The sequence below is a fragment of the Paenibacillus sp. ClWae2A genome (genome assembly GCF_032452295.1).
Classification (GTDB): domain Bacteria; phylum Bacillota; class Bacilli; order Paenibacillales; family Paenibacillaceae; genus Paenibacillus.
On record NZ_JAULSQ010000001.1, the window covers coordinates 143098 to 161417 of the forward strand.

Here is an 18320-nt window from a genome sequence, read left to right on the forward strand (position 1 = left end):
ATGAAAGGAGTGTATGATGAAATGCGAATTAAAAAAGCAGTTATTCCGGCAGCGGGTCTCGGAACCCGTTTCCTGCCAGCGACCAAAGCACAGCCCAAAGAGATGTTACCGATTGTAGACAAACCGGCCATCCAGTACATTGTTGAAGAAGCAGTACAGTCAAGCATTGAGAATATCCTCATTGTGACCGGACGCAACAAAAAATCCATAGAGGACCATTTTGATAAATCAGTTGAACTTGAACACTCTTTATATGCCAAGGGCAAACAGTCTTTACTGGAAGAAGTGCAGGCGATCAGCGAGATGGCAAATATTCATTTTATTCGTCAAAAGGAACCGCTGGGTCTGGGGCATGCCATTGGTTGTGCACGGCAATTTGTAGGAGATGATGCCTTCGCTGTACTGCTGGGAGATGACATTATGGTGTCTGATCCGCCTGCACTTGCACAGATGGTTCATCTCTATGAAAAGACAGGCAACCAGATCATCGGTGTCCGTCAGGTAGACGCGGCAAATGTGAGCAAATATGGCATCATTGATTCGAATGGTGCAGAGGACCGGGTTCACCGAGTCACCAATCTGGTCGAAAAACCCTCCCTTGCAGAAGCACCATCCCGAACAGCTGTAATGGGACGATACATTCTGAAACCCTCCATCTTTCCCATTCTGGATCAGATCGAGAGAGGGGCTGGAGGGGAATATCAGTTAACGGATGCCTTGAAAGAAGTGAGTCAGGTGGAAGAATTGTTAGCCCTTGAACTGGAGGGACGCCGCTACGATATTGGTGATCAATTCGGATATATTCAGGCAATCTTGGAGATCGGACTGATGCGCAAGGAATTGCAGCCCATGCTGACACCCTATCTTCAGAAGCTTGCAACCCAGTGGGCATAGGAATTGATATGTAGCAGAGGTTTAGATCTGCTGTAGGACGGGTTCTCCTCCGTCCAGTGGTTCTGTCATAGACTCTAGCATTGTAAAAGACTTCCTGTAACGCTAAAATGAGCAAGAAGTTCAAGTTGCTCTTTGAGGGGTGAGGAATCATGAATGAATCTATCATCAGGGACCTTATTAAGTATATGGACGTGGAGGACAACGCCGCTATTCAATACATTCAGACCGAGCATCGGATGAAACTGGGACTCTTTTGGGGGATACAGGAAGGCAGCCGGGTTCTGGAAATCGGGTGTGGTCAGGGAGATACAACGGCCGTGCTTGCGCATTTGGTGGGAGAGCATGGGTACGTTCATGGTGTAGATATTGCATCAGAGGATTATGGTGCACCGCTGACCGTAGGCGAAGCGGCAGCCAAGCTGCGGAGATCTCCACTGGGTGATCGAATTCGAATGGATTATAATTTTGACATTCTAAGTGATCAGGCTCAATTCGCCGAGAATGAGTTTGATGTGATTGTGCTATCCCATTGTTCTTGGTACCTGAAATCGTTTGACGAACTCGCCCAGATTCTTAGCAAGGTTAGGGCGTGGGGACATCAGTTATGTTTCGCGGAATGGGATGCACGAGTTACAGATGTGAGCCAGCTCTCGCACTGGTTATCCGTTCTGATTCAGTCCCAGGTCGAATGTTACAAGGAGAACAGCTTCTCCAATGTGCGCACGCTTTTTACACCGGAGGATATCCAAGAGCTTGTCTCTACGGCAGGCTGGACGATGAAGGAAGAGACTTCGATCCATTCTCCCGAGCTGCAGGACGGTCGCTGGGAAACCGAAATGACACTGGCAGAAGCGCCTGCGGAACTGAAACTGCTTCCGATCCCGGACAAAGTAAAAACACTTCTTCTTTCCGAACTGAAATTACTTAGGACACATTATACCTCGGGACTTGAAAGTCCACTGGGAACGTATGCGATGGTTGCCAAAAAGAAGTAAGGAAATAGCCATTAGCAGCTATTATAATAAAAACGTCTATCAACGTTCTTTTCACAGGAGACAGACCGCATTTAGCTGAAGTTTTTCTTACGATAATTGAATGGTTCAGCTCCGCTGAAAACATATAAATTCCATGATCTAAAAAAATGTGTTTACTTCATCACGGTAATTTTGATATTATAATCGCAATATCAAATGCGACGAAGAGACGAGTAGATAAAATTCATTCTTTCAAAGAGAGCTCCGGCAGCTGAAAAGGAGTAAAGAATCTTTTATTGAATAAAGACTCAGAGCAGCACATCGGAACTTAGCATTAAGGGATGGTGTGACAGGAGCTCCTGTTACAGAGCTAGAGTATGAACGGTCTACAGTTAGCAACATGGTTGTAAACCTTTACTTGAAGAGGCGGATATGGTGACATATTGGCGAATCTGGGTGGTACCACGAGAGTTCAATCTCGTCCCTGAGACTATTGTCTTGGGGATGGGATTTTTTGGTTTTTCCGGGCTGTGACTACACGCTTTGGAATTGCCTGAATAGTGTTAATTAGGAAGTCAATTTCATAATACGTTTTTAGTGAATTATGACATTGATTCAAAGAGAAGAATCACTTAAACCGAAAGGAAATGATGATTGAATGTCAGCAAAATTGAAAGTCGGTATCGTCGGAGGAACAGGAATGGTAGGTCAGCGTTTTGTGGACCTGCTCGATCAACATCCATGGTTTGAAGTAACAGCTATTTCTGCAAGCGCCAATTCGGCAGGCAAAACATATGAAGAATCTGTACAAGGCAGATGGAAACTCGCAGTTCCTATTCCGGAAGCTGTGAAGAAAATCGTTGTTCAGGATGCTTCCCAGGTCGAGGCTTTTGCCAGCCAGGTTGATTTTATTTTCTGCGCGGTTGATATGAAAAAAAATGAGATTCAAGCGCTCGAAGAAGCTTACGCTAGAACAGGCACACCTGTCGTGTCCAATAACTCGGCTCACCGCTGGACAGCAGATGTACCAATGGTAATCCCTGAGATTAACCCGGGGCATCTGGACGTGATTGAAGCTCAACGCAAACGTCTGGGTACAAAAACCGGATTCATTGCTGTAAAACCAAACTGCTCGATTCAGAGCTATGTGCCTGCACTTCACGCCTTGCGTGAGTTCAACCCGACTCAGGTCGTTGCTTCCACGTATCAAGCAATCTCCGGAGCAGGTAAAAACTTTACGGACTGGCCTGATATGCTTGATAATGTCATTCCATACATCGGTGGCGAAGAAGAGAAGAGTGAGCAGGAACCACTCCGGATCTGGGGTAGCATCGAGAACAATCAGATCATCAAAGCATCAGCTCCATTAATTACAACACAATGTATTCGTGTTCCAGTAACGGATGGACATCTGGCGACCGTGTTTGTAAACTTCGAGAAAAAACCAAGCAAAGACGAAATTCTGGATCGTTGGTTGCAGTTCAAAGGTCGTCCGCAGGAACTGGTTCTGCCAAGTGCACCAAAACAATTCATTACGTATTTTGAAGAAGAGAACAGACCACAGACAAAACTGGATCGTGATATCGAACGCGGAATGGGTGTATCCACAGGCCGACTGCGCGAAGACTCACTCTATGATTACAAATTCGTTGGATTGTCCCACAACACGCTCCGCGGAGCGGCAGGTGGTGCGGTTCTGATCGCAGAACTGCTTAAAGCTGAAGGATATATTCAACCGAAATAAGCATAAAGGCATCATGAGCAGCAACAGACTTCTGAAAATGATTAGAGTAAAACCATCACTCGTTGATGGTTTTTTCAATTTTGGACAAGAAAGGGTAAGCAAAGCAGATTCACTCATGCGGCGATTCAAGGGTTTATTATATTAATTTTTATATGGAAAATATTACATTGTAAATTCATGAGATTTCAGTTATTTTTATTAACGGCAAACGTTTCTTCTCTAATTTAGAAGGACATTGTCTTAGCAGGTAGCTATTATATAGACGAAGAAAGGAGGGCTTTATTATTATGCAAGCAGCTCCTAATCAAGCCGTACATAAACCAGGTCCACAGCCAGTTAGTTTTGGTAGTTGGATGCTCACGTTATTGCTTTTGGCTATTCCACTTGTTAATATCATCATGTTGTTTGTGTGGGCGTTCGGTAATTCCAACCCATCCAAAGCTAATTACGCAAAAGCATCATTGTTGTGGATCGCCATCGGAATTGTGTTTTACATTCTTATTGTAGCTTTAGGCTTAACAGCAATGTTTTCACAAACAAATTACTAGGTTTACGAAACGTAGCAGTATCGTAGCAATAATAGTAATAATAGCAACACAAATCAAAACGCCGACAATCATGTCGGCGTTTTTTTAACATTCCAGTATTTTGTTATGCTGCAGATGTCTTATCTGACTCTTGCAGAAGCTGAGAGCGACGACCGAGCAGATAACCTGTCAGGGAAGCAAGCATCTGTTGAAATACCATGCCAAGCACGACGGGGACGGCAACAGGTGGCGGAAAATACGAAACAGCGAGTACTGCACCTGCGCTGATATTACGCATGCCTCCATTAAACACCAGAGCGACCTGATCTGCCTCATTCCAGCCCAACAAACGAGCAATGAAGTAACTTAGTGCATACCCGAAAGATGCCAGGAAAATAATGATGACCGCAAGACCAGCGAGCTTCCAGTTGAAATCGGCCAAATAAGGTGCAACGACAGATCCGTTAATCGCAACGACAGATGCCATAAACAATTTGGATAACGGGTTCAACCTTGGTCCCCAGACCTGGACAATGGCGCCTTTGGTCCACTCATTCAAAAGCATACCGAGCAGGGATGGCACCACAATCATCCAGAACAGACTGCTCATCATGGCTGCCATGTCCAGTGTAACACTGGTGCCGATTAACAGGGACAACACCCCGGGCACTACGAAAGGAGCAAGCATGGTATCAATCAGGATGATGGATAGCGTAAGTGCGATATTGCCCCGATAGATACTGACCCAGATGAAGCTGCTTATTCCTGTCGGAATCACGGCTGCCAGAACAAGGCCTGTTATGGTGTACGCATCTGTAGGGAAAACCAGATGACCCATACCAAGAGCAATTAGAGGCATCGCCAAATGCAAAATAAACAAACATACAAACAAGGGAAACGGCTTCTTCAATACGTTTACAAAATCCCGTATCCCAAGACTGATACTTCCAGCGAACGTCATGAACGCAAAAAGCCAAGGGGATAAAAAGGTATAAGAAGAAAGAAAACTCCCGCATAACACGCCAATAATAATGCTGATCGGGGTAATCAGTGGCATGATGCGGTTCAAGCGTTGGTTCAAGGCTTGAAGCATAATCATGACATCCCTTTACCGTGTGATTTTACTATTATACATGTTAATAACGTTGGCTGCAGACCCATTTGCAAAGAAGCAGTTGGAACAGGTATCATGGACTTGGAACAAGGATTCCGATTAGGAGAAGGGGAGATGATCATGTTCTTAAAGAAAAGAAAGCACACGTTAATGATGACAGGCCTTATTGCATCAAGTATTCTGCTGATTTCAGCCTGTTCTGTCGTGGAACAAGCCAATCAAAGTTTAAATTATGTGAGTGGGGCTACTGATTATATAGAACAGGTATCAAACGCCGGGGCTGATCTGCAAGAGCTCGCATCGGGTGCGGTAAATAATCCGGAGATTACAACGCAGATTCAGGAGAAAATTGATCTCATCCAAGCAGAAGCAAGCGAATTTTCTCAGCTGACCGCTCCTGCAATAGGAGAGAGCATTCATGAGAATCTGGTCAGCTACAATACTCAATTAAGGGAAGTTGTGGACAACTTCGAGAATACGATCGCAGAGCAAGGTTTTACGGCAGAAAATTGGGAGAAGACAGGCATTCCTGAACTGATCGCGAACATCAATGATTTGAAAGATCCGCTAAACGGACTTCAGGGTGAATAAATTGAATTAATTTTCAATATGGAAGACAACACAGTTTGAAATTCTCATATTTTATAAGGCGAGATATCGGAATGATCGAATTGCCGTTATGCTCGCTTTTTTTATTTTCCGAAACCCGATGCATATTTAATATCACAGGAGCTAGACTATATCATGTAAATAGGAGATGTATATGACATTTATCTCATATTTATGTGAAGATGATCTACGGTTGACAAGGTTAGGACAGAGGCGTATGATAAGTATATAAATTAATAAAATATAGTTACTTACTATAAGTTTATAACTGTAACTAAATATATTTTGCCAAAGGAGAACTGAATCATGACCCAACATAATGGAAAAGTAATCATTATTACAGGTGGAGCCAGTGGTATTGGTAAAGAAACAGCACTTCAACTTTCGGATCAAGGTGCGACTATTGTTGTCGCTGACTATAATGAAGACGGAGCGAAGAAGCTTGCGGCAGAGATTGAAGCAGCAGGCGGAACAGCGGGAGCGTACAAAGTGGATGTATCCAAAGGGGACGAGATCAAAGCCCTGATTGACTGGACCGTAGAGCAATATGGTACTTTAAGCGGAATTTTCAATAATGCAGGCATTGGACTTGTGAAGCCATTTCTGGAGATGGACCCGGAATCCTATCACAGAGTCATTGATGTAGATCAGCACAGTGTATACTATGGCATGTATTATGGCGCGAAAAAAATGGTTGAATTGAATGTACAAGGTACCATTGTTAATACCGCTTCGATCTATGGAAGTGTTGCTGCAGTAGGCAGTTTCAACTACAACGCAGCCAAGGCTGCTGTTGTTATGATGTCCAAATCCGGTGCATTGGAACTTGCTGAGCATGGAATTCGTGTAGTTGGTGTAGCACCTGGTTTTATCGAAACACCGATTCTGGGTGATGACAAAGCCATGAAGGATGCGCTTGCAACTCAACATATGCGTGGAGAGCTTATTCAACCAGAGAAAGTAGCCAGTGTGGTTACATTCCTGTTCAGTGATGCAGCAAGCGCAGTGAACGGTACAACCGTAGCCGTAGATGACGGATTCCTCAGCTTCAAAACCAAATAAGTAACCTTCTAAAATTAAGAGAACTCATCTCAAAAAAACAGAAAAAAACGGTGCAGAACGATTTATTCGTTTTGCACCGTTTTTGTATTTTCATTATAAAGTAATCGTGGCATATGAGATGGAAATAAGTTTGTCGAATCATCCCGAAATTTCAGAGATCGTGATACAATTAACAAGGCTATAGCTTTTTATCATTTTGTGGTGTCATATACAATTCGAATGCCGAGAGAGCCATAGCTCTCTTCTATGTAATGACATTGAGAACAAGTTTTAGTCGAACATAACGCATCGTTATGAACTTGTAATTTTTCGTTGCACTGTGGACATTTATTTTCAAAAAGAGTCTTCAACACGTTAAACATGCTTAATCACTCATTTCAGATTAATTTACTTGGTTTTCATTATAACCGATAATATTCGCTGTGTATAGCACTTTTGAGTGGTATCGAAATGAGATTTATATTGCACGAAAGGAAGCGCATAACCGATGGATCTTCTGCTTTTTGTCATCATGTTTATACTGGGTCTGGTCGGTTCATTCTTCTCCGGTTTGTTGGGTATTGGTGGGGCCATTATCAATTATCCGCTATTGTTATATGTTCCATCCTGGATGGGACTGGAACCATTCTCAGCACATCAGGTATCGTCGATTAGTATGTTCCAAGTGTTCTTCGCTTCACTTGCCGGTGTGATTGCATTCCGCAGAAAAGTAAAAACGGGTAGAAGTGGTGGGGCGATCGTTCACCGCGGTTTGGTGCTGTACATGGGCTCCAGCATTCTTGCTGGCAGTCTGATCGGCGGGTTCATATCCGGTCATCTGGACGGAAGGGTTATTAATCTGATCTATGGCATTCTGGCGATCATGGCGATTGTGCTTATGCTGATTCCCGGAAAGGGAAAGCTTGATACCTCAGTTCCACTGGTGTTCAACCAATGGATTGCAGCAGGGACTGCTTTTGCAGTAGGGATTGTATCCGGAATTGTTGGTGCGGGTGGTGCCTTTATCCTTATTCCTGTCATGCTGACGATTCTCAACATCCCTGTACGAACGACGATTGCTTCTTCACTGGCGATTGTATTTATCTCCGCCATTGGCGGCGTTATAGGGAAAATTACAGGTGGAGACATTCCGATGGAACCCATCATCTATACGGTGATCGGAAGCTTGCTGGGGGCATCCCTTGGTTCACGGGTTAGTTCGATGATCAATGTGAGGGTACTTCGATATGCATTAATCGTACTTATCGCCATCACAGCGGTCAAAGTCTGGTCATCCATTCTGTAAAATCACGTATATGGGATTGAACAATGACGATTTCGTAACCAAACGGTTGGATCGCCGTATAAAGGTTATGAACATGAACTGACGCGTTGGATACACCATCAAATGAGTTCAGTTTTCGTCCATGGAGCACCTCATCTCCTTTCATGGATACATGTTTAACATTAATCGAAGTTGAGGTATCCACCCTATGAATAACGTACTTACAGAACAGGCTGATGCAGGATATCGGCTAGCTGAGCAGAAAGCATCTCAGTATTTTACTTCTCTTAGGCAGCAACTTATGGATAATACGTATACGACAGCACTTACCCAAGATATTCATGTATGGCAAAAGAAACATATTCATCGTTTTGCCTGGCTTTCTCTTTTATCACCTAGCAAAAGAAAACCGGATCCCCGGGATGTTCATAGATATATCCACTGGCTGAATACTACAGGAAAGCTGGATGATTACCTGGATCGGAGTATCTCCTATATTTATATGCGAGATCTGGGGCAAGCCCTTGATTCTCCGGATACGCAGGCCCGAATTCAGCATGTTGTCGAGAATACCAAAAAATACTTTATGCGCTCTGCTTCCGAACGCAAAGGACAGCCTGATTATATCAGTCTGGCTGCGTTGTATCGGTGGGGACAGAAGGAGCACATAGAATCCGCTGTCATCTGGGTGATGAACAAATTAAAAAACGTAGCATCCAACATCCCGAAGGAGCTGGATGCAGAGCAGGCTCAACGGAAGTTGATCAAAATTATTCTCGGCGTGGTCCTTCATGTGGACGATGAGATGAACGAGCAGACACCACCTGAGGAACGGACCCGGAGATTTGATGCGGCGATACGACTCGGTTATTCTTACGGTTTGACGTATCCATTTGTGGATGATCTGCTGGATTCTCAAGCCTTGACTGTTCAGGAAAAAGAACAATATTCCCTGATGATACGCGATGCACTCCTTACCGGGGTCGTACCTGATCTGGGGGAGTGGAAAGGTAGCAACCTTGAGGTGATTGAATATGTACATTCCGAGCTTCGGGAAGCATTTGAGTACATCAAGAACTACCAGCATCCAGAGAAACAGCGCACGTTCTTAGAGCAATCCTATGTGTTCTTTCAGTCTCAGGAGATCGATCGCAGCAAGAAATTAGCCAATGCGAATTATACCAATGAAGAACTGTACATTCCCATTATTATTAAATCTTCCTCATCCCGATTAATCGTCAGGTCTGTTCTCAGTGCACCAGTGGATGAAGGATTTGATCTGCGGACGTTCTATTACGGGATATATAATCAGTTGGCAGATGATTTTGCCGATATGTTTGACGATATGGAAGAAGGGGCAGTAACTCCGTATACGTATTATTTGAAGTATCGAGATTTGCGCCCTGATCTGATTAATCCATATGAATTGTATTGGGCCGTCATCTCTCATCTAATCCATGATGTATATAACTCGGATGCCAAGACCCGTGAGGTCATACTGGATCGTGCGATCAACGGGCTGAAGCGTTGTAAAGAACGATTGGGGCAGCAGAAATATGATGAACTGATGACGATCTTTGCCTCTGGGCAGCCTGAATTCAATCAACTGGTTCAACAGATGGTGCGAAAAGCAGATGATGTTGATTTCCTTGATAAATTGTTACGGGATCAGGTTGTGCTTCAATTGAAAAATGACAAGCAGGAGAAAGAAGAGTTCAAACAAACCATTCGAACGGTCCGCGAACAGATTAATGTGGAGTTGCAGATTGCAAAGCCCGGTGGACTGCATGAGATGAAAGAAACGCTAATCGATGCAGCCAATTATAGTTTGCAGGGAGACGGAAAGAGGCTACGCCCCATATTAACTTGGGTTATGGGTGTGCGCGAGTATGGTCTACCTGAATCATCTATTGTTCCGCTGCTAAGATCATTGGAGTACATGCATACCGCTTCCTTGATCTTTGATGATCTTCCTACGCAGGATAATGCTTCGACAAGACGTGGACGTTCCACGCTGCACCAGGTACACAATAGCGCCACAGCAGAGCTTACCGGTCTGTTTCTCATTCAGAAGGCGATCGGAGAACAATCTTCATTGAATCGCTTTGATGCGGCAACCGTGCTCACGCTCATTCAGTATTCGGCTGAAAAAGCAGAGGATATGTGTATGGGGCAGGCCATGGATCTGAACTCCAAAGGCAAGGTATTAACACTTGAGCAGTTGAACATGATTTGTTTTTACAAAACAGGTATTGCCTTCGAAGCCGCACTGGTCATGCCAGCCATACTTGCCCAAGTGAAGGAACCGGAGATGGCTATGCTGAAAAAGTTCGCTTATCATGCGGGGATCGCCTTTCAGATCAAGGACGACTTGCTGGATTTCGAGGGCAATCACCTCATTCTTGGGAAACCTGCAGGTCAGGACGAGCGGAACAACAATTCAACCTTTGTATCCATTCTTGGTGATGAAGGCGCGAAGAAAGCGATGTGGGAGCATTATTGTCTTGCCACAGATGCATTGAACGAGATGCCGAAACCTATTCCCTTTTTGAGACATCTATTGGATTATCTTGTTGGTCGCGAGCGCTAATCCATTTTCTTGTGATTCCTTACTGCATATGACTTATAATGATATATAATGACAAAGGTCGGGATTCCATGTGGATGGATTCCGGGCCTTGTTTGGTTTTAAAGACACAATTTTCTTGGAAAGTTTTGTTTCAACGGCTGAAATTCTGGGTATTAAGCAGGTACTGTTGTTTTAAAACCGACTAATTATTATAGAACATCTTATATCAGTAAAAACTTTAGATTTCGACAATCTTTACATGAAGTTTATTTGCCAAAAGGAGAACTTACAATGCAGGTTCAAAAGGTCGATCATCATGAATTGTTCGAGCAGATCTATAACCAAGCGCCTATTGGGATTGCACTCGTTGCTCCAACAGGGCAATGGATGAAAGTGAACCCTGCTTTTTGCTGTATGCTAGGTTATACAAGTGATGAATTAATGGATCTCACGTATCAGGATATTACACATCCGGATGATTCGTCACAAGATATGATCTGTAGTTACGAGCTATGTGAAGGTAAATCAAAAGAAAATCAATACGAAAAGCGTTACATCAATAAAAATGGTGACATCTTATGGTGTTCAATACATCTTTCCTTGGTTCGAAGCGAATTTAACGATGAACCTCTTTATTTCATTTGCCATATTGTTGATATTTCCAATCGTAAACTGTCTGAACAAAAACTTCTACATCGTGAAGAAGTGTTCAAACTTATTACGGATCATGCCCAGGAGATCATCTATATTGCCGATTTAGAGGGAGTTTGTCGGTTCTGCTCACCGTCAGTCCAACAAATATTGGGTTATTCCCCGGAAGAAGTCATTGGCCGAAACAATAATGCTTCCTTTCACCCTCAAGATCTGAAACGGATCTCACAGATGGACCTGACTAAAGGTAATCTGTTGAATATTAGAGTCCGTCATAAAGACGGGCATTATCTTTGGTTTGAAACCACATACAAGGTCTTTGGTGATGCGGAGCATGAACAGCAGATTTTTACAATTGGACGAGATATATCAGAGCGAAAAAAACAAAAGGATATCAGTGCAGAGGCTGAACGTATTGCCTTAATTGGTAGTTGGGAATGGGATATGGTCAAAGACCATATTACACTTTCAGATCAGATCTTTGAGATTTTTGAACTTGAACGCACCTGCAAACCATATCGTATAAGTGATGTTTTTGATGTTATGGATTCCGAAGATATAGTCTCTTTACAAAAACATATTACAGGGGTAAAACAGGGTGAACCGCTCGATTTTGAATACAAACACATCAGCTCTGATGGAAATGAGAAGTATCTTCACTTACGCGGATTGATTACGCTCGATGAGAATCGTCAGCCAGTCCAGCTAAACGGAACACTACAGGATATCACTGAACGCAAACGCATCGAATTTAAATTGCAGGAATCTGTGGAGCGATACACTTCGCTTAAGAAATACAATCATGACGCCATTATCTCGTTTAACATGGATGGTAATATTATGAATGCGAATCCAGTAGCGGTGAAAATGACGGGCTGTCCTGTGGCTGAAATGATCGATACAAGCATAAGCAGATTTATCGGAGCCAGTAATCTGGGTCTGATTCTGGGCAGTAATTATGAGATGGCTGAAAAGGAGATCAACGCTGTTTGGCACACGGATGGATCTGAGACAGAAGTCTTGGCTACGCTTGCTCCAATCATTGTTAATAAATCCAATGTCGGGTTTTACCTGATTGCGAAGGATATTACGGAGCAGAAAAAACTGCTTGTAGCCAAAGAGACAGCGGAGAGAATGAATAAGGCTAAAAGTGAATTTTTGGCGATGATGAGCCATGAAATTCGCACACCTATGAACGGTGTCATTGGGATGACAGATTTGCTCTTGGATACTCCTGGACTTAGCGCGGAACAAAAGGAATACATCGAAATCATCCAGAAGAGTGGAGATTCCTTACTGGCTATCATTAATGATATTCTTGATTTTTCCAAAATCGAGTCAGGCAAAACGGATCTGGTAGAAGATCCTTTTGATCTCGTAGAAATCGTAACCGAGACGGTGCAAATCGTAAAACCGCTGGCTCTTGAAAAGAAGCTGGATGTTCGTATGTGCGTAGAAGATGTCATTCCAACTCCGGTGTATGGTGATGCTTATCGTCTTAAGCAGGTACTTACCAATATCATCGGCAACGCGGTCAAGTTCACTTTAGAAGGCGGCGTGGAAATTAAAGTTGGGGTCAAGGAGCAGTGCGACAATAACGTGCAGCTTTATTTTAAGGTAAAGGATTCGGGCATTGGGATTCCGGTTGAGAGGAAACAACAATTATTTGAACCTTTCTACCAACTGGAGAATTTTATGACTCGCAAACCTCAAGGTACCGGTCTTGGCCTTGCCATTAGCAAGAAACTGGTGGAGCTTATGCAGGGTGAGATCTGGATCGAGGAAGCGGATGAACCGGGTACAATATTTATATTTACCGCCCAATTTAAATTAAATAACGGTGAAGAAAGCAACAGGTTAGATCAACAACAGAAGAAGAGCAGAACATCAGCCTTGCGGATTTTAGTTGCAGAAGACAATGAGGTAAATCAGCTCGTCCTTAGCAGAATCGTTGAGAAAAAAGGGCACTTTGTGGATCGTGTGGCGGACGGTGTTGAGGCAGTCGAAGCGGTCAAACACAATTCATATGATATTGTCTTCATGGATGTGCATATGCCAAGGCTTAATGGATTCGAAGCGACAAAAGTGATTAAAAATTCTATGCACCCCGAGAGTTGTCCATACATTATTGCGGTAACTGCAAATGCGTTAAGAGGAGACATGGATAAATGCTTGAAGGCAGGCATGGATGCGTATGTCAGCAAACCGATTAAAATCGAATCCATTATGCAAGCATTGGAGACCTATTACATCAAAAATAATCTCTGAGCGCGTTAAAAATGGATTCATGTTCAAAAGCTGCTAGCTTATCGTAAATAGGCTAGCAGCTTTTTTTACTGTTCCATGATTTTGTCCACCCCTGTATCCCACAGATGCGACTGTGCACAAATTCCTAAGGATTTTTGATCCATAATTTGGAGATGTCCAGATAACCGAATTCAGCTATTTGCATGCCGAAGATACTCTGATCCAATTCAGCCTGCTTGTTCATGTGACAGCCATGCAAGATCCAGCAGTGATCACGTAGCATCGCTTCAGCTTCATCCAGGAGGGCAGTACGGTCTGCACGATGAAGTTTTCCGAAGTGATCCAGTTTGTCATCCAGTAGAGACTGGAATGCAGGAGACATACACATATGAAAATGGTTGGACAGGTTTTTGAAAAAATGAATCATGCCGTACTGCCAATCTTCCTCCAGTATCTCTTCAGCGAGGATCAATTGTGCGTTCGTGGTTTCCTCTGAGTTGAAATAATCCACAACGGCCTGCATGCTGATGTTCAGACCGATGGACTCTGCCCGACACTGAAACCACTCCGCAACGTCTGTATCCTTATTATGCTTATACGATAATGTTATCGTCTCACCCTGGTACCCACAGTTATGCAACAATTCACGAGCATGATCAAGAGAGGCAGCGGTCCAGTCTTGGGCTGCACTTTTCCAGGGCAGAAAGCTGCTGGCCGGTGTGATCCGATTCCCACCGAGATCTCGGACAAGCGCGACCGAATCATAGACGATACGCAAGGCTTGTCGAAAAAGGGGGTGATGATGGATGCCTTCCTTGTGAAAATTGAACAGCATATACTGACAACCCAGCGCCGGATAATTGATACTGTTGGTCTGATCACAGCCTGTAGCGAGACTCAATCGATCTGTACCCGGTAGCTCATAATAGCGATCATTTGGACTCAGGTCAGGCACAAACCAAAAATGGACTTGATCCAGATGTGGCCGGATACCGTAGTACGAATCAAAAGCGGCAAGTTCCAGCACATCTTCATTCAGCTCAGAGATCTGAAAAGGACCGGTACCTATTAATGTATTGGCTTCATTGTAATCGTAGGGCAGAATTGTCATCCGAATACAACTGAACAGATGCAAGAAGAACCGATTAGGACGATGTAGAACAAACTTGATGCAGTAATCGCCAGCTACTGCCGCGCGTTCAATATCCCGATATAACCAGATGGACGGACTATGCACATCAATCAATCGTTGCAACGTCGCTTGGACATCCCGGGATGTCATGACACGGCCGTTGTGGAAACGTACACCTTTTCGGAGATAGAAGGTCCATAAGCGATGGTCCTCGCTGCACTCCCACATGTGAGCCAGAGCTGGCAGGAATGATTCCGTCTTGGCATCATAAGTGATCAATGTATTACAGACCTGGCTCAGCAGATAGGTTTCGAATGCAGTATAAACAAAGGCTGGGTCCAGATCGCCCAACTGGCGTGACCTCATGATGCGCAGGATATCTTGACCTGAAGCAGTTTCATCGTGGCTGTGAAATCCCATTTGTTGATGGAGGGAGAGCATGAGCTGATCTCGCAGTGAATCATGCATCTGAACGGTTCCGATGAGTTCAATGGCATCTTTCATTTTGCCTTTAGCCAAAAGTTCTGTAAAACTCGCTTCCAGCGCTTCATTCATGCTACGCAGCATTGTTAGCTCCGAATGATGTCCACGACCACGTCCAGGCTGCCAATGGATAAAGCCTTGTTCCTCCAATTTTCTAAGAATGAATTTCACATTACGAGGGGTACAGCACAAGGCAGCGGACAGGCTATCGATCGTTACTGCTACAGGTTCATGGAGCTTGAAAGACAGTTGTTCGGCCCCGGCGAGCCTTATAAAGTGTGTATGTAGGGTATCCATGGTCATGACTCCTCAATTAAAGGTGAAAAGTGTGATCATATGTTTACACTTTTACTTCCCCCTTTTATCCTTACAATTATACATTAGAAGAGGTTGTTCAAAAAGTCCGCTTTTGATTACGAAAGATGCCTAAAGGCATCATCAGCGTGGAATATGGAATTCAGCCGAAATGTCCGTTGCTCACGTAGTTTTTCCTACGCTCCGCTACTCCATTTCTAGCTTCATCCCATCTTCTCGGTACTGAAAACCGGACTTTTTGAACACTCATTAGAAGAGGTTGTTCAAAAGTCCGCTTTTGAAGCATTTAGAAAGAATAGGAGAAGTTCGCATGAAGCAATATTTAAGGCAAATTCACCCCTTGGCATGGACGATCATTATTGGAACCATGTTTGGACGTCTTGTGACGTCGATGAGTATCCCGTTTCTATCCATCTATCTGACACGTGTACTAGAGGCTACACCGACCCAGACCGGTATTACTGTGGCCGTTAGCTCGCTGGCAGGTGTAATGGTCAGCTTTTATGGAGGTTATATTTCGGACCGGATCGGTCGCAAAATCGTGATGTTAATCTCGGTATTTAGCTGGGCAGGTGTGTTTTTCATCTTTTCAGCAGCAGAGCATCTATGGGTGTTTTTTGTTGCCAATACGTTAAACGGATTATGCCGCGCAGTATTCGAGCCCACCTCCAGAGCGCTGTTATCGGATATTACTTCTCCGCAGAACAAATTGCTGGTGTTCAACCTCAGATATGCTGCAATTAATCTCGGTGTGGTCTTTGGGCCAATTATCGGATTTCAGCTGGGATCATCTGAATCGACGTTTCCGTTTGTGATTTCCGGCTTGGTATACATAGCCTATGGACTTGTATTATTTCTGCAATTCAAGTTACAGCATGCCAATCTGCCAGAGGGTCATCAGGCAACTGCACCACGTTTGCGTGAAGCACTCATGACCACCGGTCGCGACCGGGTGTTTTTGCCAGTATTAATCGGTACCACATTTTGTGTTCTGGGTTACGGGCACTTTAGTTCTACGTTGGCACAGTACTTGGCGAGGAGCCCGATCTTTGAAAATGGAAGCCAGATGTTCTCGTACATGCTTTCCCTGAATGCCGTGACGGTGCTGATTATTCAGTATCCTCTTGTGAGAACCTTCCGAAACTTTCCACCGCTTGTTCCTCTGATTGTGGGCAATCTGCTAGTCGCAACCAGTCTGATGATGGTCGGAATCGCTGAAGGTGTTCTCATGATGATGATGAGTGTCATACTATTTACCATTGGGGAAGTGCTGTTGTTCACCATGATGGATATGCTCATCGACCGGATTGCGAAGCCGGAATGGAAGGGAACGTATTTCGGAACTATCGGCTTCAATAATATTGGTAGTGTCATTGCTCCTGTCATGGGAGGGGTGTTGTTAAGTCAATTTGGAGCAGAGAATGGGCTCGCTGTTTTTGTACCGATTGCACTGACGACTGCACTGGGAGTGCCTTTTCTTCTGATCGCACATAGACGTCTTATTGTTAGAGAGAAGCAAACGGAGTCCACATCATTGAGTATGTAGCAGGAATTGAGAAGATTAATGACATGAATTAAATAACAATTCAGTTAAAATTATCTTGACGGATGTTGATTCAGCGAATACAATAAACAACAAATATGTGAGACGGGTGGGATGATGATTATGTTTATGCCTAGACAGATTTCGAATCGATAACTGAATACGCATGAGCATAGTGACATTAATCCAATTTTTATGCAATGATCGCGTTGGGACAGTCATGTTTGTGCACCCCTGTCGTGGACGCTCATCATTATTGCGATGCAGAGGAGATATGGGAAATGCTTTGCATTTCATCCGGTCTCTTTTGGTTACAAGCTGTAGATGAACATTAGTTCATCTATGGCTTTTTTGCATGCATTCCACCAATCCGTTCACATGGAAAGGAGCATTTGTCTTACTTTTTGCAATGAAAATACCCTTAATGGAAGAAAGAGAGGTAACCCTATGAAGCAACCTGCGCAAAGTTATACCATTTGGTTCTCCCAACGCACGGGCAGTACTCTGTTGGGTGACGCTTTAAGTTCTACAGGTGTAGCCGGTTATCCGAGCGAATGGCTGCATTATCAGTTTAAAAGTCCAGATAATTTGAAGCATGAAGATCTGGAGCAGATTTGGAGCCATGGGACAACGTCGAACGGGGTGTTTGGCATAAAGATTAATTTTGAACAACGATGGATTGACGCTTTCCGTAGTCTCTATCATCTGCCACCAGAGTTATCGCGAGCAGAGGTATGGAGTACGGGGTTTCCGAATTGTAACAAGCATATATACATGACACGTCGCAACAAAGTCAGATTGGCGGTGTCGTGGTGGAGAGCCATTGTTTCCGGGGAGTGGCATCGCAAGCATGGAGATCGCCCTCACTTACAAGATATTGCAGATCAATATAACTTTGATGCGATTAAACATCTGCTTGTTGAGAGTAACATGTGCGAAGCTGCGATCGAAGATTTCTTGTCCGAATCAGGCATTGAACCGCTGACAATTGTATATGAGGATTTTATACAAGATTACGAGGGGACCGTCATGGATGTGTTAGCGTTTTTGGGTGTTCAATCGGACGGTATTACGGTAGCAGCCCCTTCCTTTGACCCGATTGCAGATGAGATCTCTGAACAATGGGTACAACGATTTCGGGAAGAATGCCAGAGAGAATGGGAGAATGTAAGATGGTAAACACACTTGGAAA

13 protein-coding genes and 1 other annotated feature are annotated in these 18320 nt (G+C 44.0%); of the genes, 11 read left to right on the forward strand and 2 right to left on the reverse strand.

Annotation, left to right across the window (positions count from 1 at the left end; all coding sequences use genetic code 11):
- Positions 1 to 21: 21 nt before the first annotated feature.
- The 4 genes from galU (at position 22) to QVE09_RS00560 (ending at position 4160) form a co-directional block, all read left to right on the forward strand.
- Positions 22 to 894: a UTP--glucose-1-phosphate uridylyltransferase GalU gene (gene galU / locus QVE09_RS00545; RefSeq protein ID WP_315935190.1), complete on the forward strand. Its 873-nt coding sequence runs from the start codon at positions 22 to 24 to the stop codon at positions 892 to 894.
- Between the two features lie 149 nt (positions 895 to 1043).
- On the forward strand, positions 1044 to 1889 hold the full coding sequence (locus QVE09_RS00550; RefSeq protein WP_315935191.1) for a class I SAM-dependent methyltransferase: 846 nt from the start codon (positions 1044 to 1046) through the stop codon (positions 1887 to 1889).
- A 191-nt stretch (positions 1890 to 2080) separates the two neighbouring features.
- Positions 2081 to 2357 (forward strand) — a binding site (T-box leader).
- A 169-nt stretch (positions 2358 to 2526) separates the two neighbouring features.
- Positions 2527 to 3612, forward strand: a complete 1086-nt coding sequence (gene asd, locus QVE09_RS00555) for an aspartate-semialdehyde dehydrogenase (protein WP_315935192.1) — start codon at positions 2527 to 2529, stop codon at positions 3610 to 3612.
- Positions 3613 to 3899: 287 nt separating this feature from the next.
- On the forward strand, positions 3900 to 4160 hold the full coding sequence (locus QVE09_RS00560) for a hypothetical protein (RefSeq protein ID WP_315935193.1): 261 nt from the start codon (positions 3900 to 3902) through the stop codon (positions 4158 to 4160).
- A 103-nt stretch (positions 4161 to 4263) separates the two neighbouring features.
- On the opposite strand, the gene QVE09_RS00565 is transcribed toward QVE09_RS00560, so the two are convergent.
- On the reverse strand, positions 4264 to 5232 hold the full coding sequence (locus tag QVE09_RS00565) for a bile acid:sodium symporter family protein (RefSeq protein ID WP_315935194.1): 969 nt from the start codon (positions 5230 to 5232) through the stop codon (positions 4264 to 4266).
- Between the two features lie 135 nt (positions 5233 to 5367).
- Between QVE09_RS00565 and QVE09_RS00570 the strand changes: the two genes are divergently transcribed.
- The 5 genes from QVE09_RS00570 (at position 5368) to QVE09_RS00590 (ending at position 13676) form a co-directional block, all read left to right on the forward strand.
- Complete coding sequence (locus tag QVE09_RS00570; protein WP_315935195.1) at positions 5368 to 5844, forward strand: DUF6376 family protein; 477 nt, start codon at positions 5368 to 5370, stop codon at positions 5842 to 5844.
- A gap of 324 nt (positions 5845 to 6168) precedes the next feature.
- A complete protein-coding gene (locus QVE09_RS00575; protein WP_076249467.1) occupies positions 6169 to 6924 on the forward strand; it encodes an SDR family NAD(P)-dependent oxidoreductase in 756 nt (251 codons plus the stop codon).
- A gap of 487 nt (positions 6925 to 7411) precedes the next feature.
- Positions 7412 to 8209: a sulfite exporter TauE/SafE family protein gene (locus tag QVE09_RS00580; protein WP_315935196.1), complete on the forward strand. Its 798-nt coding sequence runs from the start codon at positions 7412 to 7414 to the stop codon at positions 8207 to 8209.
- A gap of 187 nt (positions 8210 to 8396) precedes the next feature.
- The gene (locus QVE09_RS00585) at positions 8397 to 10778 is read left to right on the forward strand and encodes a polyprenyl synthetase family protein (protein WP_315935197.1); all 2382 of its coding nucleotides are present in this window, start codon (positions 8397 to 8399) and stop codon (positions 10776 to 10778) included.
- Between the two features lie 270 nt (positions 10779 to 11048).
- The gene (locus QVE09_RS00590) at positions 11049 to 13676 is read left to right on the forward strand and encodes a PAS domain S-box protein (RefSeq protein WP_315935198.1); all 2628 of its coding nucleotides are present in this window, start codon (positions 11049 to 11051) and stop codon (positions 13674 to 13676) included.
- 124 nt (positions 13677 to 13800) lie between these two features.
- Here the strand turns inward: QVE09_RS00590 and QVE09_RS00595 are convergent, their stop codons facing one another.
- Positions 13801 to 15567 carry an ABC transporter substrate-binding protein gene (locus QVE09_RS00595; protein ID WP_315935199.1) on the reverse strand — a complete coding sequence of 589 codons (1767 nt, stop codon included), beginning with the start codon at positions 15565 to 15567 and terminating at the stop codon, positions 13801 to 13803.
- A 328-nt stretch (positions 15568 to 15895) separates the two neighbouring features.
- On the opposite strand from QVE09_RS00595, the gene QVE09_RS00600 reads away from it, so the two are divergent.
- A complete protein-coding gene (locus QVE09_RS00600) occupies positions 15896 to 17131 on the forward strand; it encodes an MDR family MFS transporter (RefSeq protein WP_315935200.1) in 1236 nt (411 codons plus the stop codon).
- A 444-nt stretch (positions 17132 to 17575) separates the two neighbouring features.
- Positions 17576 to 18307 (forward strand): Stf0 family sulfotransferase, encoded by a 732-nt coding sequence (locus tag QVE09_RS00605; RefSeq protein ID WP_315935201.1) that lies wholly within the window; start codon positions 17576 to 17578, stop codon positions 18305 to 18307.
- Positions 18308 to 18320 lie beyond the last annotated feature (13 nt).

What these genes read in the sequence shown, in the direction of transcription:
- QVE09_RS00570 (WP_315935195.1), top strand. Translation starts at nt 5,368, where the DNA reads ATGATCATGTTCTTAAAGAAAAGAAAGCACACGTTAATGATGACAGGC.
- QVE09_RS00580 (WP_315935196.1), top strand. Translation starts at nt 7,412, where the DNA reads ATGGATCTTCTGCTTTTTGTCATCATGTTTATACTGGGTCTGGTCGGT.
- QVE09_RS00595 (WP_315935199.1), bottom strand. Translation starts at nt 15,567, where the DNA reads ATGGATACCCTACATACACACTTTATAAGGCTCGCCGGGGCCGAACAA.
- QVE09_RS00560 (WP_315935193.1), top strand. Translation starts at nt 3,900, where the DNA reads ATGCAAGCAGCTCCTAATCAAGCCGTACATAAACCAGGTCCACAGCCA.
- QVE09_RS00550 (WP_315935191.1), top strand. Translation starts at nt 1,044, where the DNA reads ATGAATGAATCTATCATCAGGGACCTTATTAAGTATATGGACGTGGAG.
- QVE09_RS00575 (WP_076249467.1), top strand. Translation starts at nt 6,169, where the DNA reads ATGACCCAACATAATGGAAAAGTAATCATTATTACAGGTGGAGCCAGT.
- asd (WP_315935192.1), top strand. Translation starts at nt 2,527, where the DNA reads ATGTCAGCAAAATTGAAAGTCGGTATCGTCGGAGGAACAGGAATGGTA.
- QVE09_RS00600 (WP_315935200.1), top strand. Translation starts at nt 15,896, where the DNA reads ATGAAGCAATATTTAAGGCAAATTCACCCCTTGGCATGGACGATCATT.
- galU (WP_315935190.1), top strand. Translation starts at nt 22, where the DNA reads ATGCGAATTAAAAAAGCAGTTATTCCGGCAGCGGGTCTCGGAACCCGT.
- QVE09_RS00605 (WP_315935201.1), top strand. Translation starts at nt 17,576, where the DNA reads ATGAAGCAACCTGCGCAAAGTTATACCATTTGGTTCTCCCAACGCACG.
- QVE09_RS00585 (WP_315935197.1), top strand. Translation starts at nt 8,397, where the DNA reads ATGAATAACGTACTTACAGAACAGGCTGATGCAGGATATCGGCTAGCT.
- QVE09_RS00565 (WP_315935194.1), bottom strand. Translation starts at nt 5,232, where the DNA reads ATGCTTCAAGCCTTGAACCAACGCTTGAACCGCATCATGCCACTGATT.
- QVE09_RS00590 (WP_315935198.1), top strand. Translation starts at nt 11,049, where the DNA reads ATGCAGGTTCAAAAGGTCGATCATCATGAATTGTTCGAGCAGATCTAT.